Source organism: Methylomonas sp. BW4-1, from assembly GCF_052474385.1.
On sequence record NZ_CP184125.1, the window covers coordinates 2097617 to 2123270 of the forward strand.

Genomic DNA, 25654 nt, shown 5'->3' on the forward strand with positions numbered 1-25654 from the left:
AGGCTGATCATGATAGAAGGTTAACCCGTTTTGTACCTGTGGCTGCTTCGGTCTCGAAGTCGGCGATAAAGCGTGCCGTTAAGTTTGAGGTTGGGGTAAACAGCAACTGCGCCCGCCCGCTCAAGCGGTCACGGTTATACAAGGTGTAATTCCGGTCGTATTCATTTTCATAAAAACCCCGCGCCTTATCGACGATAAACGAACCGCGCCAAGCCAGAAAATTATCGATCACCGTCCCGCCCAAGGCACCTTGCAATATCAAGGACTCCCGCTGCCCATAAGCGGCGGACAATTCCGCCGTTGGCGCGAATGTCGGCAATTTGGAGGTGACGTTCACTTTACCCGAGCTTGCGGCCAAGCCGCCCTCGGTACCGCGCGGCCCGCGCGTGACTTCCACAGCTTCCACATCGTAAAAACTGAAGTTAGCCAACTGCGTCAAGGCATACGGTACGCCGTCCACCGTCACCCCGACGCTGGGGTCCTGCGTTTCCGTGAAACTGCGTTTACCCAAACCGCGCACCGATAGCGAGGCGCCGCGGGTATTGTTTTGATTGAATTGCACGTTGGAAGCGCGGCGGGTGATGTCGCCCAAATCTCTGGACAATTCCCGGTTTAGCTCGGTACCGGATACCACCGACACCGATTGCGCGACTTCGTGTAGTTTTGCCAACTTGGGTTTGGCCTTTACTACCACTTCGCCCAAATCCGCTTTTTGATCGTCATCGTTCCGGGCTAACTCGGTTACCTGCGCTTCGTTCGGCGCGGCCACTGTTTCCGTGGGTGCGCCGGCAGTAGCGGCTCCGCCAGGTGCGGTGCCCGTTGCGCCTTTCTTGATAAACTCCAATTCACGCTGTTTGGCGGCGGCTAGCTGCTGACGCAAAGCCTGATTTTCCGCTTCCAAATCGCTGACCGCTTTGCTGTTGACGGTTTTGGTTTTGCTGTTTTTTTTCGGTGCGGCTTCCACATTGACTGCAGACGCTATGGACACACCGGCGATAGCCATGGCCACGCAGGTCGATAACCTACGTCGCGCACTGATTATTTGAGGAACCCCATCCTGTCGAGTAGCGCTTATTGAAAAAGCACTTGTTAATTTATCGCTCACTGTGCCGTCTAAAACCATATCCGGCTTTAACAACGATTTTGCAATAGGTATGCCAGCAATATTAAATGCGCATTGAAGGGAAACAATCCCAGAAAATATATTTATAAAATACTGTTTTATATGAACAATTAAATTGATTACTCGTGATCAACCGGAAAAATTAACAGCCAATTCACGCGCTGTTTATATCAAACACTGCTGAAACTCAAGCAACTACTGCTGACAACATGAACGGCCTTTGCTGTTAGGCTGAACGAGCATTGCTGCTGGCCTGAGTAACATCTGTTGAATTGCAAATACTTTTTGCTGATGGCCTGCACTTGGCTCAACAAGTTTGGCCAAATCCATCGACCCCCTCTGCCGTTTACCCTAAGGCTTACCGGAAAAATACCGCGCGTGAGCACTGGCGTGCTAATGACAAAGCCTTGAAATACCGGCCCTTTTAGAGTTTGTGACTATTTGCGACCAGATTTTTGGTGACCAATACGGATAAAACAACATATTGGCTTGATCATTGCTTAACACCAAAAGCAATAGCAAACACCCATTTATAAAGGAATAAAAAATGACACAAATCAGACCCTCCGCAAGCGCGCAGGGACGCAAAAAAAACCGGGCATCGCGTAAACACCAGACTTGGCAACAAGCCACATTAATTGCCTTAGGCACGGCCCTCAGCGTCTCGGCATTATCCGGACCGAGTGTTTTTCCCACTGGCACCACGCGCTACGATCCCAGCAAAGCCTATAACTCCTTTGTTTTGTTCAGCGGCGGCGACAACATCGCGCATTTGATCGATCTAAATGGAAACGCCGTACACGAATGGCCGGATGCCGCCAGCCACAGCACCTTAATCAATCCCGCCATTAACGGCGGTAAACTGGGACATGTGTTTGTGACGCAGGAAACCACCGAAGGCAAAGGCACAGACCTCGTGCCCGGCCAGGTTAGCAAGAAAATCACCAAAACCATTGCCGAGCTGGATTGGGATGGCAAAACCGTCTGGCGTTTTGGCGACAAAGCCCCCGGCGGCGCGGCGCAACAACATCATGACTGGGCCAGATTACCCAACGGCAATACGGTAGTGTTAGCTAACCTGGTACATCCGGTTAAGGGGTTTAAGCAAACGCAGGTTTTGGACGATGTGATTTATGAAGTCAATCCGGCTTGGGAAGTAGTTTGGAAATGGATTGCCTCGGAACATCTTAATGAATTTGGCTTTACGCCCGCGGAACTCAAACTGGTCCGCAACGCCGAAATCGCCGACTATCTGCATGTCAACAATCTGAAAGTCGTTGGCCCAAATCATTGGTATGCCGCCGGCGACCAGCGCTTTCATCCGGATAATTTGTTGATCGACGCGCGCAACACCAATTTCATCATCATTATTGACAGAAAGACCGGCAAAGTGGTCTGGAACCTGGGGCCGCACTACCCAGCCGCGTCCATTGAAGAACAACAAGCCCGCAAGGTGCCGCGCCCGGTCGATCAAATCAGTGCCCAGCACGATGCGCATATCATTCCGGAAGGCTTACCCGGCGCCGGGAATTTATTAGTGTTCGACAATCAAGGCATCGCCGGTTATCCGCCGGCTCCCGTGCCGCGTACCGGTGGTTCGCGCGTATTGGAGATAGATCCGATCAAGAAAGAAATTGTCTGGCAGTACACAGGCGAGAGCTCGGGCGGCCCCAGTTGGTCGTTTCGTAGCACCCATATCAGCGCTGCCCGCCGCTTGCCTAACGGGAATACTTTTATAGACGAGGGCCAGAGTGGACGCTTATTTCAAGAGACAACCGACGGCGACATAGTCTGGGAATATATCAATCCGTATTTTCGTACCGGTAAGGATGCTTTGACCGGCCGGGCCACCGCCAACAACTCGGTATATCGCGGCCAACCGGTACCTTACGATTGGGTACCGGCCGGCACACCGCATAGTGAAAATCCGGTCACTGCGCCTGATTTGAGCAAATTTCGGCTACCGGTAGCCAGTAACAAACCTTAAAACAACTTGGTAAAAACCCAGGTACGCGGTATGCAATTTTAAAACCATGGGTTTCGGGGTATCCGGTCGTGATGTTTGGTAGACGGGTTACTACCATTAAGTTTAACGGAACGGACACTCCACAACCGGATACCCCGAAACCCATGGCGCTAACAACCTATAATTTGGAGACTAAGATGTTAGGTAAACCTATTCGACCAACGTTATCGCTACCGATCTTGACGGTCGCGCTATGCTGCGCGTATAGCTCGGCGGCAGCGTTGGAACTCGACCCCAAAGCCATCAACATCAAACTGCCCGAGCAGATTAATTGGGTGGCAAACCCCAGCGGCTCGGAGAGCGCGGTATTAGTAGGCGATCCCAACAAGCCCGGCCTGTATGTGGTGCTGAACAAGTGGAAGGCTCATCACAATAGCAAGCCGCATTCGCACCCGAACGACCGCTTCATAACCGTGATTTCAGGAACTTGGTGGGTAGGCACCGGCACGGATTATGATCCGGCGCATTTGCAAGCGGTGCCGGCGGGTAGCTTCGTTACCCACTACGGCAACGAAATCCATTATGACGGTGCCAAAGACGAAGACACGATTCTGCAGATTGTCGGCATTGGCCCGGCTACGTCTACCCCGGCCCCTGCAAAATAGCAGGCAGCTCGCCATCGGCGAGCTGTCTAAGATTACTCTTCGCTTTCTTCGTAGGCGACGGCCAATTTTCTCTGACCATTGGCCAACATGCCATACAAGCCTAGTTTGTGCCGTAGGACATTGCGGCTTATATCCAGCAAGCGCGCGGTTTGCACCTGGTTTTCTTCGCAAAACTCGAACGCCGTACGAATCACGGTTTCTTCGATAATATCGAATAACTTAGGCGGCGCTTGTTCGCACAAACGTAGTAGCGAACTCTCCAGCGACGAAGTGGAAACTGTCGGTCCGGTCTGCGAAGCTCGCACACCGGATAACTTAAAGTCCTCCGGACGCAAGCGATTGCCGGGGCAGACCAACAATGCTCTATGCACGGCATTTTCCAGCTCACGAATATTGCCGGGCCAATCGTAATTTAACAAGGCCAACTCGGTGGAGGGCGATAATTTGATTTCGCCGTAGCCCAGGCGGTCGCCGTAGACTTTCAGAAAGTGCCTGGCCAAAGGCAAAATGTCGCCCGGACGCTCCCGCAACGGGGCCAGGTGAATCGCCGCCACATTAAAACGGTAATACAGATCGGCGCGAAAATGCGACGCCGCCACCGCTTCTTCCAAATTCACATTGGTAGCGGCGATGACTCGGACATCCACCGGCGACGGCGTGCGCGAACCCACCTTCACCACTTCCCTTTCCTGTAAAACCCGCAATAATTTCGCTTGCAAGCCCAGCGGTAAATCGCCGACTTCGTCGAGAAACAAACTGCCTTTATTGGCGGTTTCGAACCAACCTTCTTTGGTATTCAAGGCGCCGGTGAAAGCGCCCTTTTCGTGGCCGAACAATTCGCTTTCGATCAGGTTTTCACTGAGTGCCGCGCAATTTAAAGCCCCGAACGGTCCTTTGGCGCGCTTGCTTAGTGCATGCACATGCCTGGCGACCAATTCCTTACCGGTGCCCGTCTCGCCGATGATCAGCACTGTCGCATCGCTGGGTGCGATCCGCTCGATGTGCTCCAACAGTTTTCGTGAAACCGGATCCTCGAACACCATCGCCGTGGCCCGCACCGTGTGCGACAGCTGTCGCAATTGCAATTCGTCAAATGCCAATAATGTCATACGGTTTCCCCTTTACTGCGAGCAACGGTGCCGCCACTCAAAAATTGTTCCATGAAAGCTCTTTTCCTGAGATGTCAAAAATAGTGATTCGTCAGCGGCAGCGCAAATTAACTGCCGATACGCCAACGCCAAACAAAAATCAGCCTTACCCGTGCCCAAAGTCAGCCCACACACCGGCGCCAGCGCCGACCACAGACCAAAAAAAAGCCAGCAGTCCTTTGGGGACACACTGGCTTCCGGCGATCCGGTCAGCAGAAGTGGATGTTATCGAGACAAAATGCTCGGAAAATAACAGCGAGATACCAGGCTCTAAGCATGGTTCATGCCACTTCGTGTTTTCAGCACATCATAAAGGATTACAGGTTTTCGTGAAACCCAAATGTTGCCACAGCAACATAATCTGTTGATGTTGTGTTGATATTTCAACACATTTTCGTGCGTCTGAATTTTACTGGCCGGGCATTGCGTTTTTTCGCCCTAATCCAATGAACTTGGGCTTTTTCAACAAGCCCGGTCAACCGAAATCGCTTCTTAAACATGTCCACTATATTTCGTCCTGTTCGTATACCAGCAGAATTTGCTGGAACAGTGCTGGTAAATCAGCATTTTTTGGGGTAGCTGCCTTTGAACCGCCTACTTCCACAGTTGGTAACGTAAACGGGTACTGTTGATATGCCTGGAACACAGCGGCAGGTTGGCGTATTCCGGTACTCACTCGGCAGATTGGCCCTTATCTTGCTGAAGACCGCCTTGAAAAGGCTAAGTCAATATCAGTAAGCAGCTTAACTAACATCCGCAACTCTCAACTTTGGAGCAAAACATGGGCTTGAGTATTCCCCATCTATTAGTAGTTTTAGCGATTGTGGTCTTGGTGTTCGGCACCAAGCGCCTAAAAAATGTCGGCGCCGATCTGGGCGATGCGATCAAGGGATTTCGTAATGCTGTCAAGGAAAGTGAAGAGGCCGAAGAGGCCGAAGAGGCCAAGGCGATCACCCAACTCTATCAGGAAGAATTATCCGGCGATTTGATAGGCAAAGCTGACCACACCAAAGCCTGATACGCCGACTTGCTGTTCTCAGGCGAAGACGCTTAGACCCGCGCCCTGCTGCCATAGCAACAGCTATTGATCGCCGCCTGTTTGCATACCAACAGCTTGGAACATTTGCCCGGCAAAAATTATGCTGCTGATTCTCACGTAAGCTCATGCCCATGCAGGACACTGCGCTTGAAAAAACCGGTGGAGATTGTTTGGTATAGCACTTGCTTAGGACAAGCACTAAATTGCCTTTGCCGGATAAACGTTAGCACTAAAGCCGGCCGGACCTCGCTAACCAATCGGATCTCCCGAGAAATCCATGTGGATCGTTAATATTGCTTTACGCCGCCCCTATACCTTTATCGTGGCGGCGCTGTTGATTCTATTGTCTACCCCCTACGTGCTGCGGAAAATGCCCACCGATATTTTCCCAACCATCGATATTCCGGTGGTAGCGATGCTGTGGCAATACAATGGCATGACCGCCAAAGAAATAGCGGACCGCTTAACGACCACGGTCGAACGCTCCATGGCCTTGATCGACGGCATTGAACACAGTGAATCTTTGTCCTACAGCGGTGCGGCCGTGGTTAAAGTATTTTTCCATCCAGGCACCGACATCCGTACTGCCATCGCTCAGGTGATGTCCAGCAGCAACTCGGTTTATCGCTCACTGCCGACCAATGTCGCACCGCCGCAAGTCATTCAGTATTCGGCCGCCGACCTGCCGTTGGTGCAGTTGGGCATTTCCAGTAGCGTCGTCCCGGAAACCGATGTCAACGATCTGGTGAATAATATCGCCAGAACCGCGTTGCAATCCAAACCCGGCGTGGCGATGACCAATCCGTTCGGCGCGAAAAGCCGGCAAATTACGCTGGATGTAGACGCCCCGGCCCTGTTGGCGCGCGGCCTGTCGCCCGCCGATTTAAACGATACGCTGGCCGCGCAAAATCTGATCCTGCCCACCGGCACGGTAAAAATCGGCAGTAACGAATACGATGTCAGCCTGAATGGTGCGGTGGCCGCGATTCCGCGTCTAGCCGACCTGCCGGTGCGCACTGTGAACGGCGTCACCACACTGGTCCGCGACGTGGCGACAGTGCGCGACGGCGCGGCCCCAGTGACCACCATCGCCCGCCAAAATGGCGAGCGCGGCATTCTGACCTCAATTTTCAAAGTCGGTCGCACATCGACGCTGGAGGTAGTGGAGCACGTCCGGCAGACCATCCCGAAAATGCTGGGGATGATGCCGGAGGGTATCAATATGCGTTTGATGTTCGATCAATCGCTGTTCGTGAAAGCCGCAATCGGCAACGTGTTGCACGAGGCACTGATTGCCGCCGGCCTCACTGCGGCGATGATCCTGCTGTTTCTGGGTAACTGGCGCACCACCTGTATTATTGCGGTGTCGATACCGCTGTCGATTATGTGTTCCTTGATTGCCCTATATCTAGTCGGCGAAACCATCAATTTGATGACGATGGGCGGTTTGGCTTTAGCAGTGGGGATATTGGTGGACGACGCCACCGTGGAAATTGAAAACATCGAGCGGCAAATGCTGCTGGGCAAAAACCCGCATCAAGCCATCCTGGACGGCGCTGCGGAAATCGCGATGCCGGCGCTGGTCTCGACGTTGTGCATCTGCATCGTGTTCGTACCCATGTTTTTCTTGTCCGGCGTGGCCCGTAGCCTGTTCGTACCCATGGCCGAAGCTGTAGTATTTGCCATGCTAGCGTCTTACGTTTTATCGCGCACCCTGGTGCCGACGCTGGTGATGTATGTCATGTCCGGCCATCACGGCCATACCGATGCGCCGCCGACCAACGCGCTGACGAGAGGCTTTCAACGTCTGCATCGTGCCTTCGAGCACGGCTTCGAACAGTTTCGCGGCCATTATCTGATTCTGGCCAGCCACTTGCTGAAACACCGTTTGCGTTACAGCTCGGCGATTTTAGGCTTTTGCCTAGCATCGCTGGGTTTGGTGCCGCTATTGGGAGAAGACTTGTTTCCGGCGGTGGATGCCGGGCAGATTCGTCTGCATGTCCGGGCGCCGTCCGGTACCCGCATCGAGGAAATGCCGCAACACATCGATGCGGTGGAAAAAGTCATTCGCAGCATCATTCCCGCCGAGGAAATCGCCGATCTGCTGGACATCATCGGCGGCCCCTACAGCACCCGTAACACCTTGTTCGGCAATTCCGGCACCGTGGAAACCGCCGACACCGAGATCATGATTTCGCTGCGTCCCGGCGATCATGCCCCCAGCGCCGACTATATCAAACGCCTGCGCGCAGAACTGCCCGGACAATTTCCCGGCCTGGAATTTTTCTTCCAGCCCGCCGATCAGGTCAGCCAGACCCTGAACTTTGGCGTGCCGGCGCCTATCGACATCCAGTTCATCGGCGGCAAGCCGGACGAGGTGATGCCGCAGGTGATCGCCTTGCAAAATCGCTTGCGTCAAGTTCCCGGCATCGTCGATGCACATATTTACCAGCGCATGAACCGGCCGGCATTGGATTTGGAAATGAATCGCCAGCAATTGCAGCAACTGGGTTTATCGGCCCGCGATCTGGCGCAAAACCTGTTGCTGACTCTGAGCGGCAGCATGCAAACCGCGCCGTCGTTCTGGCTGAATCCGGCTAACGGCAACTCGGTGAATATCGGCGTGATGGGCAATCCCCTGGATTTGGATAATCTGGAAGCCTTGATGCGCACGCCGGTGGGCGGCGGTAACGGCCAACCGCAACTGCTGGGTAATCTAGTTAAATTGAAACGCACCGTGTTACCGGTCGCGGTAACACATTACAACGCCAATAACGTGTTCGATATTTACGCCAGCGTGGAAGGCCGCGATCTGGGTTCGGTAAGCAGGGAGATCGATAAACTGGTCGCCGACAGCCGCAGCCATTTGCCGCGCGGCGTCGAATTGAGCGTGCGCGGCCAGATCGAAACTTTGAAAAGTTCGTTTACCGGTTTGGGAGCCGGCTTGGCCGTAGCAATTGTGATGCTGTACCTGTTGCTGGTAGTCAATTTTCAATCTTGGCTGGACCCGCTGATCATCGTTAGTGCCCTGCCCGCCGCGCTGGCCGGCATCGCCTGGACCTTGTTCTTGACCGGCACCACCTTGAGCATTCCGGCCTTGACCGGCAGCATCATGGCCATGGGGGTGGTTACCGCCAATAGCATTTTATTGGTGTCGTTTGCCCGCACCCGCCTGGCAGAAGGTGTACCGCCGGTGACAGCCGCGCTGGAAGCGGCGGCTACCCGGCTCAGACCGGTGCTGATGACCGCGTTTGCGATGATCGTCGGCATGTTGCCGATGGCCATCGGCTGGGGCGAAGGTGCCGAACAAAACGCACCGCTGGGCCGTGCGGTGATCGGCGGCCTAGCCTTTGCCACCGTGTCTACTTTACTGTTCGTACCGTTGGTGTTTGCCGGCACCCACCGCTGGCTGGCCCACCGCCTTTCGTATCGTACAAGCTTTGTAACTCCCTGAAATCATATGAATAGCATCCCTTCATCACCCTTTGCGCGACCGTCCACCGACCATACGCACCGCACCCTGCTGGTAGTAAAACGGCTGGGTTTGGGGCTATTGTTATTGCTCCTGCTGGCCGGCGCCTGGCGTCTGGCACAGAACATCCAACAAGCAGAAACCTTGCAAGCACAAACCGCGGCCAGCCAGCAGCGTAGCGTGATCGCGGCGCATTCCCGGCCTGGCGAAACGACCCGCAAACTGGTGTTGCCTGCCAGCTTGCGCGGCAACACCGAAACCCAACTCTATGCGCGCAGCAACGGCTACTTAAGCGCCTGGCACAAAACCATAGGCGATCAGGTCAAGAAAGGCGACCTGCTGGCGGTGATCGACGTACCCGAGCTAGAACAGGAGCTGGCGCAAGCGCGCGCCGCGCTGGCCCAAGTCAAAGCCCGATTGGAACTGACTCGCACCACCCTGCAACGTTGGACGCAATTGAACGGTACCGACAGCGGCACCCAACAGGAATTCGACGAAAAACGCAGTGCTTTCCTACAAGCCAAAGCTGATTTCTCGGCTGCGCAAGCCAATGTCAAACGCCTGGAAAATATCGAAGGCTACCGGCGCATCGTCGCGCCGTTTTCCGGCGTGATTACTCGGCGGGCGGTCGATGTCGGCAGTTTGATCGTGGCCGGCAGCCAGGAGTTATTCGCGTTAACCCAAACCGACCCTTTACGACTAACGGTCTGGGTACCGCAAGTCTATGCCGACGACATCAAGGCCGGCCAGGAAGTCTCAGTAAGACTCCTCGATTCACAAAGTAAACCGGTGAGCGCCCATGTGGATCATGTAGCCGGCGCGCTGGACCCGGTCAATCGTTCCCGGCAGGTAGATATCGCCCTGCCCAACAAAGACGGAAAGTTACTGCCCGGTTCCTACGTGGAGATCTCGATCAACGTCGCCGGTAAATCCAGCCCCTTGGTGGTGCCGGCTAATGTGTTGGTGATCGATCAAGCCGGTCCGCATGTGGTAGTGGTCGATGCGGAACATCGTGTGGCGTTTCGTCCGGTAAAACTGGGCCGCGATTTTGGCCGCGAACTGGAAATTTTGGAAGGCATCTCCGCCAGCGATACCTTGGTCGCCAGCCCCTCCGATCTGTTAGTGGAAGGCGAAACGGTAAGTGTCGTGGAAGCCCAAGCAAAACCGGCGGAGAAAGCCAAGGACAAAACCCACGGGAAATCGTGAAATATTTCAGCAATCCGCGGCAGGACGGGCCATCCGGCAGGGAAATGGCTATCATCGCCACGATGCGGCGTTTAGCGCTGAAGTTGGCAATTGCATGGGCACAAATGCCACGCCTTTGTCCTCAATATTTGACCCCTGCGGCTGAAATCCCAGTCGGGCATAAAACGGCACAGAGGTCAGCGAAGCATTCACCGTGAAGGTCTCCGACGGGCATGCGGCCAACGATAAGGTGATGGCGCGCAACGCCAATGCCGTGCCGATACCTTGGTATTGGCAGTCAGGCGCCACAAACAAATGAAACAGATGCCGGGCATTGCGAACTGCAACCACACCGGCCAGCTTACCGTTTAGCAAACCGACGAGATAAAGGAAATTAGCGTCGGCGATGTAACAATCAATCGCTTGCGGGCTGATGCTCGAAAAAAACAATTCGGCACCATCGCCTGTTGGGGAAATCGTACAACGGTTGGCAACGCTGCCAATCAGTTGGCTGACGCACTCGGCATCGGACGCTACGGCGGAACGGATGATCAGAGGCGTAGCCATCAGTGTGCCTTCATTGCTCGGTAGCGGCGATGTCCGGCAAGTTGTCATACACCTGCTCGACGGTTTGGTGTTCGGTTAAGGCTTTAACGACGGCCGGCAAGGGTTCCGCATGGATGCTGGGTAAGTCTTGTTCCAAGGGATGCACAATCGGGAACGCCAATTTCTCCAGCGGCGGGCAAAATTCCGCGTTCACGCCGGGCTTGTTGCCGCGCGCATCAATCCGGTACCAACCGTGTTGCGGCAGGTAAACCGCGTTCAAACCGTGCAGGCAATAAGGGGGCTGCTCCCCGTCTAGCGTCAAGCGCTGGTAACACAGACCGGCGGGAATGGCGTTGGCGCGCAGCAGTGCCGCCAGCAAATGGCTTTTGGCGTAACAATAGCCGGTGCCATGGATTAACACCTCGGATGCTTTACAGGTCACGGGGTTCAGCCGGTAATCCCAGCTATGCTTGATTTCGTCGCGCACGAATTCGAAACAGCGTTTGGCGATTACTTCCTCATCGGCGCAACCCTCCGCCAGCTTGGCGGCTTGGTCGACGATGGCCGGATGTTGGCTATCGATATAAAGACTTCTGCTGAGGAAGGGCTTCATTTCCGGCAGCAGCTTTACCGTGCGTTCGGTTTTCGCTAATACGCCGGTCAGTAATGAAACGATTTCCGGCATCGCCAATAGCTCCGCTTCGCCGATGTGTGCGCTTGGCAACGGCAAGGTGATCGATGCGGCTTCGATCAGTGTCGCCGACATGGTGACCAAGGTTTCCCGGAGCGAGGCATCGGCATGATGGGCGCGCGGCGTGGCGTTCAATACCGCCACCGGTTTGTCTGCAAAGCCCTCGAAGGCTACCAACCAATCCAGCGCGTTTTTGATGGTGCCGGTAACGCCGTGGGCATATTCCGGGCTGGCGATCAGCAAGGCATCCGCCGAGGCCACTTCGTTGCGCAATTGCAGTGCGGCGGCCGGCGGCGCGTTTTCCAAATCCGGATTGTATAAAGGCAAGTCGCCAAGCCCAGAAAACAAATAGACTTCGATAGAGGACGGCGCCAAATGCCTCACAGTGCGCAGTACGGCGGAATTGATGGACGCCGCCCGCAAACTACCGGATAAAGCCAGTATTTTCATGGCAAAGCGAGGTGTGGAATGTCAGGGAAAAGTAATGGCAAGCAATAATAGACCGCTTGGCCCGGCTTGATAATGACGTTGATTTTCGCATGCCATACAAAGAGGCGGGGCCATTTCTAAAAATCATCGACCTGCTTGGATTACTTGCAAGCTTAGCCAAATCCAAACCGTCATAAAGCAAAACCCAAGCGTGCCCGGAATACTATTGGTTTATCGGAAAACAGCTTCGATGCATTTCGGCGTTTGCTTCCGCTCCAGGACTTAAAAAGTGAGATCCGTCATTTGCTCGCTCCTCGCCCCTCTGCACGCTTTGTACGTGAGACCGCGCGCGCTGTTCATGAATACGATAGCCCCGATGATGATCACCGACGCACTCAGGACGCGCGGCGTGAGCGGTTCGTTCGCGAACCAGTTGCCTAAAAACACCGCCACCAGCGGATTGACGTAGGCGTAGGTGGCTACCAACGGGATCGGCGCGTTTTGCAGCAACCAGGCGTAGGAGGCGAAACCGATCATCGAGCCAAACACGATCAGATACGCCAAGGCCAGCCAGGAGTTAACCGATACCTGAGCCAGGTTAAAAACACCCCATTGTTCGCTTAGCGCACTGACCAACAACAAGGCAAAGCCGCCGGTCAGCATTTCCGCGCCGGTTGTCATCAGTGCCGTCTTCGGCAAATCCGCAGTTTTGCTGTAGATTGAACCTAAGGCCCAAAGCAAACTGGCGAGCAGTAGCGCCGCCACATCAAGTTTCGACCGCTCAAAAGTGCAACGCTGCGACCTGGACGCGGCCAACTTGGTATGCACAACCTGGGACCAATCGCTGCTGTCGCAAAATTTATTGATTTGCCGGAATACCGCCGAAGGCTGGGTACAATTGTTCAATACCCATTTTTCAAGATACCGCGCGGATGAGAAAATTAGCCATTCAATTGACAGCCAGGCGCAATTAAATGACTTGCTGGACGAGCAGTTTGATATAGCGCTCAACAGTGAGCAATTGCGCTGCCTCGCCGAGCGTTTGGCATTAAACCAGGATAACTAAGCATTTGTCCGGCCGGTTTTATCGGCATTGCAGCGCCCTGTCTGAGCAGGTACTCGGCAAATTTGCCTATTTGTTCAAGCAAACTTGACGATTTATCCATCGCTCAAGATGTCTGGAACGGCTTTTGCTTGGAAATGGCGACACAACTGGCTAATACAAAGGTCACGTGCTATCAGCAAGGCAAACCGGGTGTTAAAAAAATGATTTTGGTATTCTCATACGTATGATGTAGCAGGGGAAATTTATTTCCAAACTCGGCGAGCACTTTAAGGCAAGTCTTGTCGCACGTTTATCGCACCCGTCGATGTGCGCTTACCCAAGGCCTCGGAGCCAAATTCAGTCCGGCACCAGGACTAGATGCTAGTGAATTACTCTACAGTTAACACAGCTTTTTGAAGAGCCTGACCAACCATCAATACAGTTGCAAATTGTGAGGTAGGATTAATCGACAGACCGGTTTAGTGTGCTGCTGAATACTTTCGTTTTTATGCCAACCGGTACTAGATATCTCGCAGGCATAAAAAAAGGACTAGCGAATTAACGCAAGTCCTTGATTTAAATGGTGGCGATACCGGGGATCGAACCTGGAACCTCGGGGTTATGAATCCTGAAAATTAAAATATTTCTATTATTAATCAATCACTTGCGTTTTGCCAATTTGTTGAAAATGCGCTATACAGTGCGGTATTAAGTACTAAAGGGTTTAACTTAGTTGCAAAATCGGTTGCATAAAGAGAAAAGATTTTTCCAAGATGTAACAGAGATCAAAAGGTGTGAGGTGTATTCATAAATACCATTTCAATGAACTGGCATAGCTTATAGTTGGGCTATTAGCTTCTCGATTCGATCAAACTATTTTGAAAAGGATTGTTTTTGACATAATTTGATTTTTAGTGTCACTATTAATTTTTTCCACCACTTAATGTGACATTAAATCAAAAACGCACGATATAAAATTTCTTGTCGGCTCATGTAAACTTAATCCGCCTCATTAGAATTCGTTAGGGCATTAATTGCATGGGAACCTCTGTCACTATGAAGTCAAATTATTTCGGTAAAGTAATCTACTTTTGTCACTACAGATTTTTCCGGAAAAAGTCGGTCATTGAACAGCCATAACCCAGTCCAAAAATTCTTAACCATCACCGAATAACTATCTGGGGAAATTCACTTCACGTCCTTAGTTAACCCTGCTGGCAGGAAAAAAACCATCCTTCTCTCAAACCTTAACAGCATTGAACCAAACTACCTTAAGTATTTATACTAGTCTCTCCAGTTAGTGGTTTGATATTCGGTTTTTGTAGCTTAGAAATTACTATTCTCGATCAGTAAATTCCTGCAAAAACAAACGATTCCATTTAACGATATTATCCCGATCCTGGCGAACATTTCAGAAACCGAGAGTGCTATTATTTATCGTAAGCGATCTTTTGACCGCGTCTGTATAAGCAGACCGAAAGGAGTGAAGATAGTGTCCACTTATCACAAGGTGGACACCTATGAAGGAGCACAACACGCGAATATCGCGGCCATTAATCGTGGGGCACGGGCGAAACGGCCGCTGCCTTTATGATCCGGAAGCCAAGCGGGAGTTGGTAGAAGTTTGCTTGCAACCGGGTATATCGGTTGCCAAGGTCGCGCTGGAATACGGTATCAATGCCAATCTGCTGCGCAAGTGGATGGAACATTACCGTGGAACGGGGCATACGAACTCAAGTGGTCCACTAGCGTTGCCGGCTTTTGTGCCCGTTCAATCGCTGAGCGCAGGAAAATTTACTGAGTCATCGCTCACTGCGGAGTTGCCCAACGGCGTCAAACTTGAGCTGCCGTCTGTAGCATTGAGTGATTTGCCATTGATTTTGAAGGCGTTGGCCGAACTGCCATGTTCCGTTTCGACGCCGGATTGAAGGTTTACCTGCACCGCGAGCCGGTCGACGGCCGCAAGGCCATCAATGGTTTAGCGCTGCTGGTTGAGCAGGCATTAGGCTTGAATCCGTTCGAGCCGGCCATCTACGTGTTCAGCAATCGCCGGCGGGATCGGATCAAACTGCTGTTGTGGGATCGCAGCGGATTTTGGTTAATGATCAAGCGGCTGGAGACGGATCGGTTTTGTTGGCCGAAAGAGGCCGCCGTGGTGACTTTAACGGTCGAACAACTGCACTGGCTATTAGCCGGTATTGACCTGGCGGCGATGCGGCCACATCCGGTGCGGATGTATACAAAAACCAGCTGAAACAATGGCTTAATGCGCGTAAAATAGCGGCATGACGACCACCATCACGCTGTCCGCTGACGAATACCAAGCGTTGTTGTCCGACCACCAAACCTTGCTGGCCGAACAACAACGACTGACTCAGCAATTGCGGTTAGTGACCGTTGAGCGTGATTTATTGAAAGAACGCGTCGATGCGTTTTTGCATAAGCTCTATGCCGCCAAGTCCGAAGCGCGGGCCAATCCTGCCCAACGCGATCTATTCCTGAACGAAGCCGAAGCCTTAGCCCCTAACGGTACGCCGGCGGCCGAGGAAAGCACGCCCGAAACGGTTGAGGTGGCTGGCCACAACCGCAAAAAGCGCGGCCGCAAACCACTCGACCCGCATCTGCCGCGCGAGATCGTGCGCCATGAACTGCCGGAAGCCGAACGCCTCTGCGGCCATGACGGCGCGCTCTTGGTGGAAATCGGTGCTGAAATCAGCGAGCAACTCGACATCGTGCCGCAACAGGTGCGGGTGATTCAGCATCACCGCATCAAATATGCCTGCCCCTGCTGCGACAACAGCCTTCGGGTGACGCCGGCACCGGCGCGCATCATTCCCAAAGGCTTGCTGACCGAAACCGCCTTGGCCTGGGTGGCAACCGCCAAATACCAGGATAGTCTGCCGTTGTATCGGCAAGCCGCGCTGTTAAGCCGGTTCGGCGGCGATCTGTCGCGTAACACCCTGGCGGCGAGCATGGTGCGGGTTGGCCATGCCGTGCAACCCATCATCAACTTGTTGCGCGACCATCTACTCGATGCCGATCTGATCCTGGGCGACGAAACCGTGGTTCAAGTACTCAAGGAATCCGGGCGCGCCGCGCAAAGCAAAAGTTACTTGTGGGCACAAATGACCGGCTCGGGCCCGCCGATCCGCTTGTTCAGCTACACACCGGGTCGCGGCGGCACGCATGCGCAGCCGTTGTATGAGGGCATCAAGCCCGGCGCGGTACTGATGAGCGACGGCTATGAAGTGTATAACGCCATTGCGGCGGTGCGCGGTGTCATTCACCTCGGCTGCTGGGCGCACGCACGCCGCTATTTTGTCGAAGCCGAAGCCGCCATCCCCAAAGCCGCGCGAGGTTCGGAATCACTGGCGACCCAGTTTATTGCCGCGATCAGCGAGTTGTATGCCATTGAAGCCAAGGCCAAAGACCTGAGCGTCGAACAACGTGGGCAACAACGACAACGGTTAAGTCAACCGGTATTGGCTAAGATCGAAGGCTTACTGGTAGAGCATCTGCATGCGGTTACCCCCGGCAGTTTGCTAGGCAAAGCCTTACATTACCTATCGTCGCAATGGCCCAAACTGATTCGTTTCATCGATAACGGTGCTTGGCCTATTGATAACAACCTCTGTGAAAATGCCATACGCCCCTTCGTGGTGGGCCGCCGCAACTGGCTGTTTTGTGACACAGTGGCCGGCGCCCGTGCCAGCGCCAATCTCTATTCGCTGATCGAAAGCTGCAAGGCTAATCGTATCGACCCATACACCTATCTGGTCAATCTGTTCCGAAAGCTCCCCACGGCGAAAACCGCTGAGGACTTCGAAGCACTGTTGCCTTGGAATCTCGCCGATCAAACGGCTTAATCACTTTCTAATTGCTAGGACATTATCCAATTCAGTTCAAGTACGTCGTTCGAAGATCGCTTACTATTTATCTCCTCCGGTTTGACCCCAATCAACAATACATCAATCAGATAGTCACTACCATGCAAGCCGCTGCTTGTTGTATAAGGGGCACTAGCAAATTGACCATCTGCATTGTCATATGCACCACTAATAAATTGGTTTTGGCTAGTAGCACCCGCAGTGAAAACCAAGCTATCGAATCCGGAATTGACTCCAAGGTTATCCGCTCGGACTGTCGGCTTGAAATACTGCCTCAGCCACTAAGGTGTTGCCATTTTAGGCTTGCACCCTCCCCGCTTCGCTAAGACCATTCAGATTATCGTCGTTAATATATAACCGCGACAGGTTGATTTTTGCTTCGTGGGCCAAATGCGTCAGGCTGAAACGTAAGGCTTGGCTGCCGTCGATTTCTTGAGCAACACTGCTGGTGTTCAATGATTTGCCGCTAACACCCAAATCACCACCGTAAATGTCGCCGCCGCTGAGGTTGGCAACATTTAAGGCATTAAGGTTAACCGCACTCCAGGCTTCGCTAGTATTAGCAAAGTTGGCTTTGTGACTGATGCTGATATCGCTGGCAGTCCAGGCATTGATCCAGCCATTAGGGTTGGCTTTGCTGATGATTGCATGTGCGTTGCACAGGGTTAGCCAAAAACGAGGTTTGATTCCGTCGGCCCGAGCCGATTTTATAGTCTTGCACCGTTCGGATTTTCGAATTTCGGCTTCGGTAATCAATAAGATTCTGGCGACTGTCGGCGAGTAATCCAGTCATTATGCAGGCCATTTTTCTTTGCCATAAAAAAATGGCTTTGATTTAATAACCGACTTGGAACGTTAGCTCATTCGCGATAGGATTATCAAAACGCTTTAAGCATGGAGAATACTATGCCGACACAGTCATCGCTCTCAGATCGGTTCAAACGCCCCAGCCAGTCGATTCAATCTCAATCCAATCACTCAATGTTTAATGGTCGTCATGCAACTGTCGATTGTCCTGAATGCCACCGAATCATGATGCCGCGCGTCATTACCTATTACGGACAACCAACAAAATCGATTTGTCCATTTTGTGGTGCGCAGTTTGCACGCTTTCCGGGGGGATTTCAGAAGCTGCTATCGCGCTTTCAAAGCCCTAGGTTAACAACGGCAATTCTGAAAAAACTGTTCAAAATTACCCTTGGATTTTCTTTACTTTGGCTGATTAGTGATCAGATCAGCGTATCAGGACAACTAAGTCTTATAGCATTTTTTGGTGTAGCTCTATTCGGTGTAGCCTTGTTGGCCGAGATTCTTTTTCAGGGTATCGAATTCTTAGCTGTAAAATTTTCCCATGATAGTAACCACTATTGGCTCCTGATCGTCATGTTATCCATAACAATTATGTATCTCCGTGACGATTTGATTGGATACATCGGGATATTTTTTTTAATTTTAGTTCTTCGTGGCTTAATCGTTGGAGCACTACAACTCCTGAGCCCGTCGCGTTAATGCCTAATAATTTATCCGCCCCATTGACCGGTTATAGTTACCAACTTGGTTTACCAAGTCCATCCTATTTTGCCCTGCCGCCTGAATCAGCAATTTCGAGATATCGCCACCAACTTTGTCACCGTCTTCAATAATTAATCTCTGTTTGAGCTGATCAAGTATTCCACTATTTGCACCACGAACATCAAAACCAGCAAACGCCTCAAACATTGCCGCTTTGTAGTAGGCTTGTTGGCTCGGAGTGAGTTTGTCTGATACCGCATTTACACGCTGATTCGCCCAAATTTCAGTAACTTGTTCAAATCCAGGATAAGATTGTGACGCCGCGAATTTAAGTGATTCCCACTTATCCTCGCCTTTTGAAAATGCCTCCAGAAAATGATTGCTAAATTGGTCTATGTAAGCATTGCTTGCCACCCCTGCCGATTCAATATCCTTAACTGTGTTGTAAATACTCCCCCCGAGATAGTCATATGCTGCCTCTGCGGCCGAAGGCGTGTCATTGGCCGCAGCCGCAATCGATTGTCTAAAATGCTCGGCTTTGACATTCGCCAATTGCCCAAAACCTTCTTTTGAATTTTGTTCACGCTCAGCCAGGTTACGATCGTGTTGTGCTTCAACACGGGCTTCGCCAACGGCAACTTTTCCCGTCGCTGAACTAATCTGTGCCCGTGCTCGTTGATTTAGCGATTCGGTTTCAGCCCGTGGGTCTTGGAGATTGGCCTGTTCGACGACTGATTGAACCCTACCAGTTTCCGGTGCATTGGTTTTCAGCGATTCATTCCGGCTGGCATTCCAGCTTTGATCGGCCTGCGGCGCATTAAAGGCGTCGCCCAACAGTTGATAACCCGAGATTTGCGCCTGGTGCGATTGTTGATCATCCAGCGTGCGGTAACTGGGTGACGAAAAGCCGGTCAATAACGACATCCCGGCGGCGGCATAGGCCTGATCTGCATCGCTAATCCAACCGGCCGCTTTCCATTGTGACGCCAGCCGTTGCGTATCGCCTCGCAAGCCGTATTGATCCAGCGTGCGATCAAGACGTTCCATCAAGCCAGGATCATGAGCGATTTTGTATCCCGTTTCCGCCGCGCCGAAACTGGCTTGTGTTCCGAAGCGTTGTTGGGCCGATAGGGTTTGTTGATAGGATTCGCTGGCGGATACCGCGTCGGTTGCGCTGTGTTGCAACGAGGACAACGATTGATTTTGTAGCCCCATCGACGCGACGTTTCGAGTTCCAGTTTGCGCATCCAGCGCCAGGCTTTTGGCTAAACCGGCTTGATAGCCCTGACTGTCGTTGACGGTTTGACTGATGTCGGCGGCAATGGCATCGGATTTGTCCTGACTGACTTTGAAGTCGTTCTGCAAGCGACCGGAGATCGCACCACTGAGTTGGTCGCTACCGAGTTTAGCCCCGGCATTGGCACTGCCGGCCACCAACGCCGAGAACTGATCGGCTGAAATCCCGGTATCAGCATGTTTCTTGGCAAAGGCCTCGCCGAACTGACGATTATAGGCATCGGTATAACTGGAACTGCTGGCAATCTGATTGCCCAGCGACCGACTGTCAAACGCATCGCTACTGATGCTGGCTGACTTCGATGCCGTGGACGACACGCTGTGCATGAAGCTACTGGTTGCCTGTTCGGACGCGGAAAAGGCAGATGAAACGGCAGCGCTCATGTCCTTGCCGGCGGTAAATGTGGGCAGCACCTTGTCGACACCTGTTTGCGTGACCGCCGACAACGGACTGTATTGGTGCTGCGCTTGGGCATTCAAGACCGGCGCCGGGCTGATCACATCCGGCGTGGCTATTTTTTCGTTTACATAATCGCCGCCATCCATCCGTCCCAGGAAATGGGTGGCGGTCACTGCTCCGCGATAAATCAGCATCAAGGTAATGGCCGGCGTCGAAGCGGCCAGCATGCCGCCAATCGACAGCCATTGTTGCAACTCCATGTCCAACTGGTAGATACCCATCATCGACGGCAAGTTGTAGGTGGCGGTGGTCAGTGCGGCCATTTTGCCGGCGGCCGACATCTGGATGAACAGATTGATCACCGCCAGTATCGGCATCCATAATTGGATCCACAGCAGCATCGAGAAGTAGCCGATATTCATCCGGATACCGACATTGCCCAGCATCACCACAAACGCCATGATCGGTGCAATGGCATAACTCAAGCCTTCGATAAACGCCATCATCGGACGGACGATCTTGGCAAACAGGGTTTGTTCGGCCGCCCATTGGGTATTGCGTTGCTGAATGGCTTGCTCGACCATCGCCGCTTTGTTCCAATGCAAGCCGTCTTCATGCCGACCGATCACGCCTTTCTCGAACATGGGCAGGATCGCCGACATCAGCATGTAATCGGCAGCATCGACTACGCCAGCGCCGGCCAGCGCATCGAAGGCATCCTGGATTTTCGGCACCGTATCGCCTGCCGCCGGTACGCCCAAGGTCGGTTGCAACAACCCTTCCAGCGCCGTCGCAAAATTTCCATTGGCCACTACGCTCAAATCGGCCCAGGCATCGGTACAGGTTTTGGTTTGCGGTTGGCCACCGACATAGATTTGGGTCATGTAGATGTCGGAATCGAAGCGGATGGCATTCAGGGGATCCGCATCGCGTAAGATGGCATCCACCGATTTCTGGTTTAAATCAACACCGGTCAACGTGCATTCGCGCACGTAATTAGCAAATGAGGTTTCCATATCGCTGCCGGCATTCGGCACGTTGGCTGCGCCTAAATTCACACGCGACAATAAATTCTTCCGCACCGCCGTCAACGTCTGCAAACTGTCGGCAAAGCCATTGCCGGTCATCGACGGTGTGCCAAAACCTTGTTCGAACAGCCGTGTAGTGCGATACCCCATGTTCGACATCACACTGCCTAAGACCGCCGGCCCCAACGGTACGTTGTCGACCACTACCACGCTGCCAGTATAAGCATCCTCGATCGACACCCGCACCGACGGCGCATACAACATCAGCCACAACACATACGCCAGCAACAAATCCTGATAACGAATGCCACGACCATCCCATTGCAACAAGGCTCTAAGCATGACGATGATGACACCGATCAAACCACCGACGGCAGCAGCGGCACTGTAGTCGCCAGTGCCAGAGATCATCGCAATCGCATTGAGGACAGCTTGCAAATAGGCGGAATCGCCCACGGAGAAGATTTCAAACATGGGCAACCTGCCTTTTAGACAACGAGGAAGAAAACCATAGTGGGTGGCGTAAGAATGCGATGGTTAGGGATATTAAGGACTTGGCCACGCCACCCCGGAAGCCGGCAATTGCGCCACGGTGCCGTAGTGTTTAGGCTTCACGGTGGTCATCAATTGCTGGTAAAACGCCATCAAGGTTTGCGGATTGCCATAACGACCGGCGATGGTGACGTATTCGTCCTGGATTTGCTCTCTAGCATCTTTCAGAGCATCCATCAGCAATTTGGCGTAGGCGTGGTCATTCATGTGTGCTGCGGTCTGCACGGCATTGAGCAAATCGTTGATGATCAGTTGCGCCAATTCCAAGGCAATCACCGGTGCCGCTTCTTCGGCCCACAGTTTGGCAATGCCGGCATCCTCCCTCGCCAGGTTATGGATCATGCCGCCGATGGCATCCGGTACGGTTTGCATGAAGGCTTTCTCGCTGTCGGTGATCTGGCCGCTGTTGGTCGAGAATTTGTAAATCAAGCCATTGCCGCTATTAGCCGATCCCAGTAAGAGTTCCATTACCCTTTGTTTCAAGCCGACCAGATTGACGTTCTGGACAATGGGCTTCAGACACTGATCGGCGTCATGGCCATCACTGCAGGTATACATCCTGACGGTTTGATAACTGTTGCCGGCATCGTTGCCGTACATCAAATCCTTGATCCGCAACACTGGCGGCGGCGCGCTGATGGCATTGTTCTCGCCTTTGCCGTCGGGCGCGGCTTGCGGGGTGTCGACGATCACCGTACCGGAAATACTCATCGCCGCTTCCAGCAAACTGTTGCCACCAAACCGAAACCAACCGCCGGCGTTTTGATTGACCAAGGCCCGCCAGACTAAATTGCCCTGGATGATCTTGGTCATATCGGTCGGGTCATTCTGTTTGATCTGCTGTACCGGATCGCCCAAGGTACTGGTATTGGTCCAACTGGAAAATACATCCGAAATACCTTGGGTAAACGAGGCATTGGACAGATTGGTTTTGCTTTGCAGATCGAAAGCTTTGACTGTGTCGTTGACTAGGCCCTGCGCCAAACGGCACGAGTTGCTGAACATCTGGTTCATCTCCTGGATTTTCTTTTGCAGGTCGGTCATCACCGACGCACACCAGGGACACATGGCGCCGACCGCCAACTGGAAGGCATAGCCTGCTGCATTGCCGGCCACGTTACGCATCAATTGCACGAACTGGTTGAAGTTGATGAAACTGAAACTGCCGGCAAATAAATCGATACCACCGCAACCAGCGCTGAATGAAGGCGGCACGAAGGAGACCAGATTGGTGTTGGTGATACCGTTCCGCGCCACCAGGCTGCCGCCGGTAATCACGCCGCGGCGCTGTCCCAAATGCGCAGTCGGCGCCGTAAAATTGGTCATGGTGCCGAACATGCTGTCCATTTCCTGTTGCAGGTCGGCATAGGCTGGAACGGCACTCTCAACCAACAGAATCAATACTAATACCTGACGATATTGGTAGCGATAGCGAAATCGACATGAAAACGACATCATGGTGTGCTCCCCCTTTGCGCACTGCGTTGCAATGCCTGGATCAGTGACAATGGATCTTGAGTGACCGCAGGGCTGATGCTACCGGCGGCCGGTAACAACATCGGCGTATTACGAATGCCCTGGGTGGTTTGGTATTGGGAGGCATCGATCCAACCCGCTTCCTTGGCGGCCAGCAGAATCCGACCGGTGAGTTCCTCCAACGACAAGGCGCCTTGCGCCAACGGTACGATTTGCTTGGGCGGTTTCATCAGAAACAGCGCAGGGGTTTGCTCAACCCCCAACATGGCCGCCTGACCGTTATCCCGTTTGAACTGACTGAAAAAGCCGTTCGGCATGGGCAAACCATCCAGCGACACGGGATAAATCTTGAATCCGTAAGCGTTTTCCAACATCGCCAGAATGGGCGCCTGCACATGGCAATAGGGACAATCGGACCGGAAGAAAAACAAAATGCCGGCTTGGGCGGCAATCGCCTTCAAGGCGCGTTCAGCCACCACGCCGGCCTGATGATTGGCTTCATTGGCCGCATAGGTCGCCACGGGTCGGCGCACCGTTTCATCGAGTTGCGGATCGGACATCACCACGTAGCGCGCAGCGTTGGTAAAACTCTCGGCTTTATCCATCATCACCCGCTGCAGGTAGTAAAACGCCGCCACATTCTCGGGACTCGGATCGTCGATGGCCTGGTTCAGGTAATGCTCCAGGTTTTGCTTCAACCAGGCGGATGAGAGGGGTTGAGGTTTTACTGCAGTCTGGGCTTGAGCTTTGTGATCAACTTCAGCCTGAACGACGCTGGGCTGTTTACTGTCAGGCTTGGGCTTTTCCTGATCGACTTGGGTTTCGGGTTGTGCTCTTTTTTTAACCGGCTCCGGCAGCACCTCATACCAAAACCAGCCGCGTTGTTTGTCTTCGAAATACGACGCAGCCGGCCTGTCGACAGACGCATCCCTACAAACCGCCGATGCCGGCAGTAGCAGTACGAGCAAAAAGGGATGCAGAGCGTGTTTTGGGTTCATAGCTCAATTGTCTACGACACCCAAGACCTGGTCGTCATCGAAATCGCGATAATTATGGCGATTTCGACAAAGCGGTCAAAAAAAATGCCCCTGTATGGCCGGCATCGACGAAACCGCCGAAATCTTCCTCCTTTCGCAACCGTACCACGCGCCCGAATCTCTACAATTCGGTTCGGAGTTCTGAAATGTGCTGCAAAAACCTAACAACGCCTGGAAGGCTGAACGCCATGCGCAATCGGACTTTGTGGATTAGGCACTGGCCATGACCACACACGGGAAAACCTATTCAGGGTTGTTGTTCAGAAGTCTGTATAGGTAAACACCATCGAAAATGTCGTGCCAGCACGAACCGGCAAGCCTTTGCCCTTCATGGGTTAGCGTGGGTCTTGACGGTGTTAGGTCATTGCCTAGATTTTTGGCGATACCGGCGACATTGAATATTCATCATCAAGCTCACTAGGTTTTTTGCCGCGAAAAACCTGTGGTTAAGGATAGGTTTTTTACATGAATTCGTTTAATTCAGAGCACGATGAATCGGCATTAGCCGATGAACGCGTGATTGAGTGGCTGGAAGCCCAAGTTGAGAGTTTGCATGGCCAAGCCCGTATGCTGGTCGATGATTATTGGCGACGCGTTAACCTAGAACGCAAAAAGCATCCGGCATCGCTACGCGGCAGAATGGGGGTGCGTATCCGCCGCCGGGAAAGCGCTTATTCGTTCACCATCGAGTGGTTTCTGATCGCCTCGCTATCGGTCGACGGCAAAACCAAACCGGTCACCCAGCACATCAAAAAGGGCAAAGGCTATCGCTATCCCTTGCAGCACATTCTGAAAAAAGAACCGGATTGGGAAGTCTCGCTAGTGGAGGAATTTGAAAACGAGTTTGTCGACCTACGCAAACAAATCGATTTATTGGGTAAGTTCCGCGATGCATTTCATCGCTGTCGGCAAAGTTTACGCGAAGGTCTTGACTGAAAGTTATCCACAGGGGCGTAGCCCCTTATTAAGATTAAAAAAAGATTATAAATAGATTAGCACCCGATTTTTCGAGTCGTTGAAAATCGCTGTAGGCCACGCCTAACATGGCTTACAGCGATTTCAAAAAATTGACCAAGCGTTAGTCGAATGCCGTGTGTTTTGTCAGCCGAATGCCGTGCTTTGCGTTAGCCGAATGCCGTGGGGTGTCAGTCGAATGC

20 protein-coding genes are annotated in these 25654 nt (G+C 52.8%); 11 read left to right on the plus strand and 9 right to left on the minus strand.

Going from position 1 to position 25654, the window contains the following annotated elements; translation table 11 throughout:
• Nucleotides 1-7: 7 nt before the first annotated feature.
• The gene (locus ACH5Y9_RS09600; protein ID WP_445369439.1) at nt 8-1003 is read right to left on the minus strand and encodes a TonB-dependent receptor plug domain-containing protein; all 996 of its coding nucleotides are present in this window, start codon (nt 1001-1003) and stop codon (nt 8-10) included.
• A 667-nt stretch (nt 1004-1670) separates the two neighbouring features.
• Between ACH5Y9_RS09600 and ACH5Y9_RS09605 the strand changes: the two genes are divergently transcribed.
• Together ACH5Y9_RS09605 and ACH5Y9_RS09610 are read left to right on the plus strand one after the other, a co-directional pair.
• Nucleotides 1671-3110 carry an aryl-sulfate sulfotransferase gene (locus tag ACH5Y9_RS09605; protein ID WP_445369440.1) on the plus strand — a complete coding sequence of 480 codons (1440 nt, stop codon included), beginning with the start codon at nt 1671-1673 and terminating at the stop codon, nt 3108-3110.
• Between the two features lie 176 nt (nt 3111-3286).
• A complete protein-coding gene (locus ACH5Y9_RS09610; protein WP_445369441.1) occupies nt 3287-3754 on the plus strand; it encodes a cupin domain-containing protein in 468 nt (155 codons plus the stop codon).
• A gap of 32 nt (nt 3755-3786) precedes the next feature.
• On the opposite strand, the gene ACH5Y9_RS09615 is transcribed toward ACH5Y9_RS09610, so the two are convergent.
• Nucleotides 3787-4863 (minus strand): sigma-54 interaction domain-containing protein, encoded by a 1077-nt coding sequence (locus tag ACH5Y9_RS09615; protein ID WP_171695630.1) that lies wholly within the window; start codon nt 4861-4863, stop codon nt 3787-3789.
• An 820-nt stretch (nt 4864-5683) separates the two neighbouring features.
• On the opposite strand from ACH5Y9_RS09615, the gene tatA reads away from it, so the two are divergent.
• The 3 genes from tatA to ACH5Y9_RS09630 all read left to right on the plus strand — a co-directional run bounded on the left by tatA (nt 5684) and on the right by ACH5Y9_RS09630 (nt 10619).
• A complete protein-coding gene (gene tatA / locus ACH5Y9_RS09620; RefSeq protein WP_445369442.1) occupies nt 5684-5920 on the plus strand; it encodes a twin-arginine translocase TatA/TatE family subunit in 237 nt (78 codons plus the stop codon).
• A gap of 298 nt (nt 5921-6218) precedes the next feature.
• A complete protein-coding gene (locus ACH5Y9_RS09625; RefSeq protein WP_445369443.1) occupies nt 6219-9395 on the plus strand; it encodes an efflux RND transporter permease subunit in 3177 nt (1058 codons plus the stop codon).
• A gap of 6 nt (nt 9396-9401) precedes the next feature.
• Nucleotides 9402-10619: an efflux RND transporter periplasmic adaptor subunit gene (locus tag ACH5Y9_RS09630; protein ID WP_445369444.1), complete on the plus strand. Its 1218-nt coding sequence runs from the start codon at nt 9402-9404 to the stop codon at nt 10617-10619.
• Between the two features lie 51 nt (nt 10620-10670).
• Here ACH5Y9_RS09630 and ACH5Y9_RS09635 read toward each other — a convergent pair whose 3' ends face one another.
• From ACH5Y9_RS09635 to ACH5Y9_RS09645, 3 genes are all read right to left on the minus strand, one after another.
• Nucleotides 10671-11165, minus strand: coding sequence for a GNAT family N-acetyltransferase (locus tag ACH5Y9_RS09635; RefSeq protein WP_445369445.1), 495 nt, complete (start codon nt 11163-11165; stop codon nt 10671-10673).
• A 10-nt stretch (nt 11166-11175) separates the two neighbouring features.
• Entirely contained in the window at nt 11176-12285 is a 1110-nt protein-coding gene (locus tag ACH5Y9_RS09640) for an NAD(P)H-dependent oxidoreductase (protein WP_445369446.1), read from the minus strand.
• Between the two features lie 261 nt (nt 12286-12546).
• Complete coding sequence (locus ACH5Y9_RS09645; protein ID WP_445369447.1) at nt 12547-13029, minus strand: EamA family transporter; 483 nt, start codon at nt 13027-13029, stop codon at nt 12547-12549.
• On the opposite strand from ACH5Y9_RS09645, the gene ACH5Y9_RS09650 reads away from it, so the two are divergent.
• From ACH5Y9_RS09650 to tnpC, 4 genes are all read left to right on the plus strand, one after another.
• Entirely contained in the window at nt 13007-13330 is a 324-nt protein-coding gene (locus ACH5Y9_RS09650) for an arylamine N-acetyltransferase (RefSeq protein ID WP_445369880.1), read from the plus strand. The two genes, ACH5Y9_RS09645 and ACH5Y9_RS09650, sit on opposite strands and share 23 nt — an antisense overlap.
• 1499 nt (nt 13331-14829) lie before the next feature.
• Nucleotides 14830-15237 carry an IS66-like element accessory protein TnpA gene (tnpA, locus tag ACH5Y9_RS09655; RefSeq protein WP_445369448.1) on the plus strand — a complete coding sequence of 136 codons (408 nt, stop codon included), beginning with the start codon at nt 14830-14832 and terminating at the stop codon, nt 15235-15237.
• The gene (tnpB, locus tag ACH5Y9_RS09660; protein WP_445369449.1) at nt 15213-15563 is read left to right on the plus strand and encodes an IS66 family insertion sequence element accessory protein TnpB; all 351 of its coding nucleotides are present in this window, start codon (nt 15213-15215) and stop codon (nt 15561-15563) included. The genes tnpA and tnpB overlap by 25 nt, the downstream gene beginning before the upstream one ends.
• A 31-nt stretch (nt 15564-15594) precedes the next feature.
• Complete coding sequence (tnpC, locus tag ACH5Y9_RS09665; protein WP_445369450.1) at nt 15595-17175, plus strand: IS66 family transposase; 1581 nt, start codon at nt 15595-15597, stop codon at nt 17173-17175.
• 318 nt (nt 17176-17493) lie between these two features.
• Here tnpC and ACH5Y9_RS09670 read toward each other — a convergent pair whose 3' ends face one another.
• Nucleotides 17494-17952: a hypothetical protein gene (locus tag ACH5Y9_RS09670; RefSeq protein WP_445369451.1), complete on the minus strand. Its 459-nt coding sequence runs from the start codon at nt 17950-17952 to the stop codon at nt 17494-17496.
• A 150-nt stretch (nt 17953-18102) separates the two neighbouring features.
• Between ACH5Y9_RS09670 and ACH5Y9_RS09675 the strand changes: the two genes are divergently transcribed.
• Nucleotides 18103-18705: a hypothetical protein gene (locus ACH5Y9_RS09675; RefSeq protein WP_445369452.1), complete on the plus strand. Its 603-nt coding sequence runs from the start codon at nt 18103-18105 to the stop codon at nt 18703-18705.
• Between the two features lie 3 nt (nt 18706-18708).
• Here ACH5Y9_RS09675 and ACH5Y9_RS09680 read toward each other — a convergent pair whose 3' ends face one another.
• The 3 genes from ACH5Y9_RS09680 to traF form a co-directional block, all read right to left on the minus strand.
• Entirely contained in the window at nt 18709-21906 is a 3198-nt protein-coding gene (locus ACH5Y9_RS09680) for a conjugal transfer protein TraG N-terminal domain-containing protein (RefSeq protein WP_445369453.1), read from the minus strand.
• Nucleotides 21907-21978: 72 nt separating this feature from the next.
• The gene (locus ACH5Y9_RS09685) at nt 21979-23442 is read right to left on the minus strand and encodes a conjugal transfer protein TraH (protein ID WP_445369454.1); all 1464 of its coding nucleotides are present in this window, start codon (nt 23440-23442) and stop codon (nt 21979-21981) included.
• Nucleotides 23439-24458 (minus strand): conjugal transfer protein TraF, encoded by a 1020-nt coding sequence (gene traF / locus ACH5Y9_RS09690; protein ID WP_445369455.1) that lies wholly within the window; start codon nt 24456-24458, stop codon nt 23439-23441. The genes ACH5Y9_RS09685 and traF overlap by 4 nt, the downstream gene beginning before the upstream one ends.
• 504 nt (nt 24459-24962) lie before the next feature.
• Here traF and mobI point away from each other — a divergent pair.
• Nucleotides 24963-25433, plus strand: coding sequence for a conjugative transfer protein MobI(A/C) (gene mobI / locus ACH5Y9_RS09695; protein ID WP_445369456.1), 471 nt, complete (start codon nt 24963-24965; stop codon nt 25431-25433).
• Nucleotides 25434-25654 lie beyond the last annotated feature (221 nt).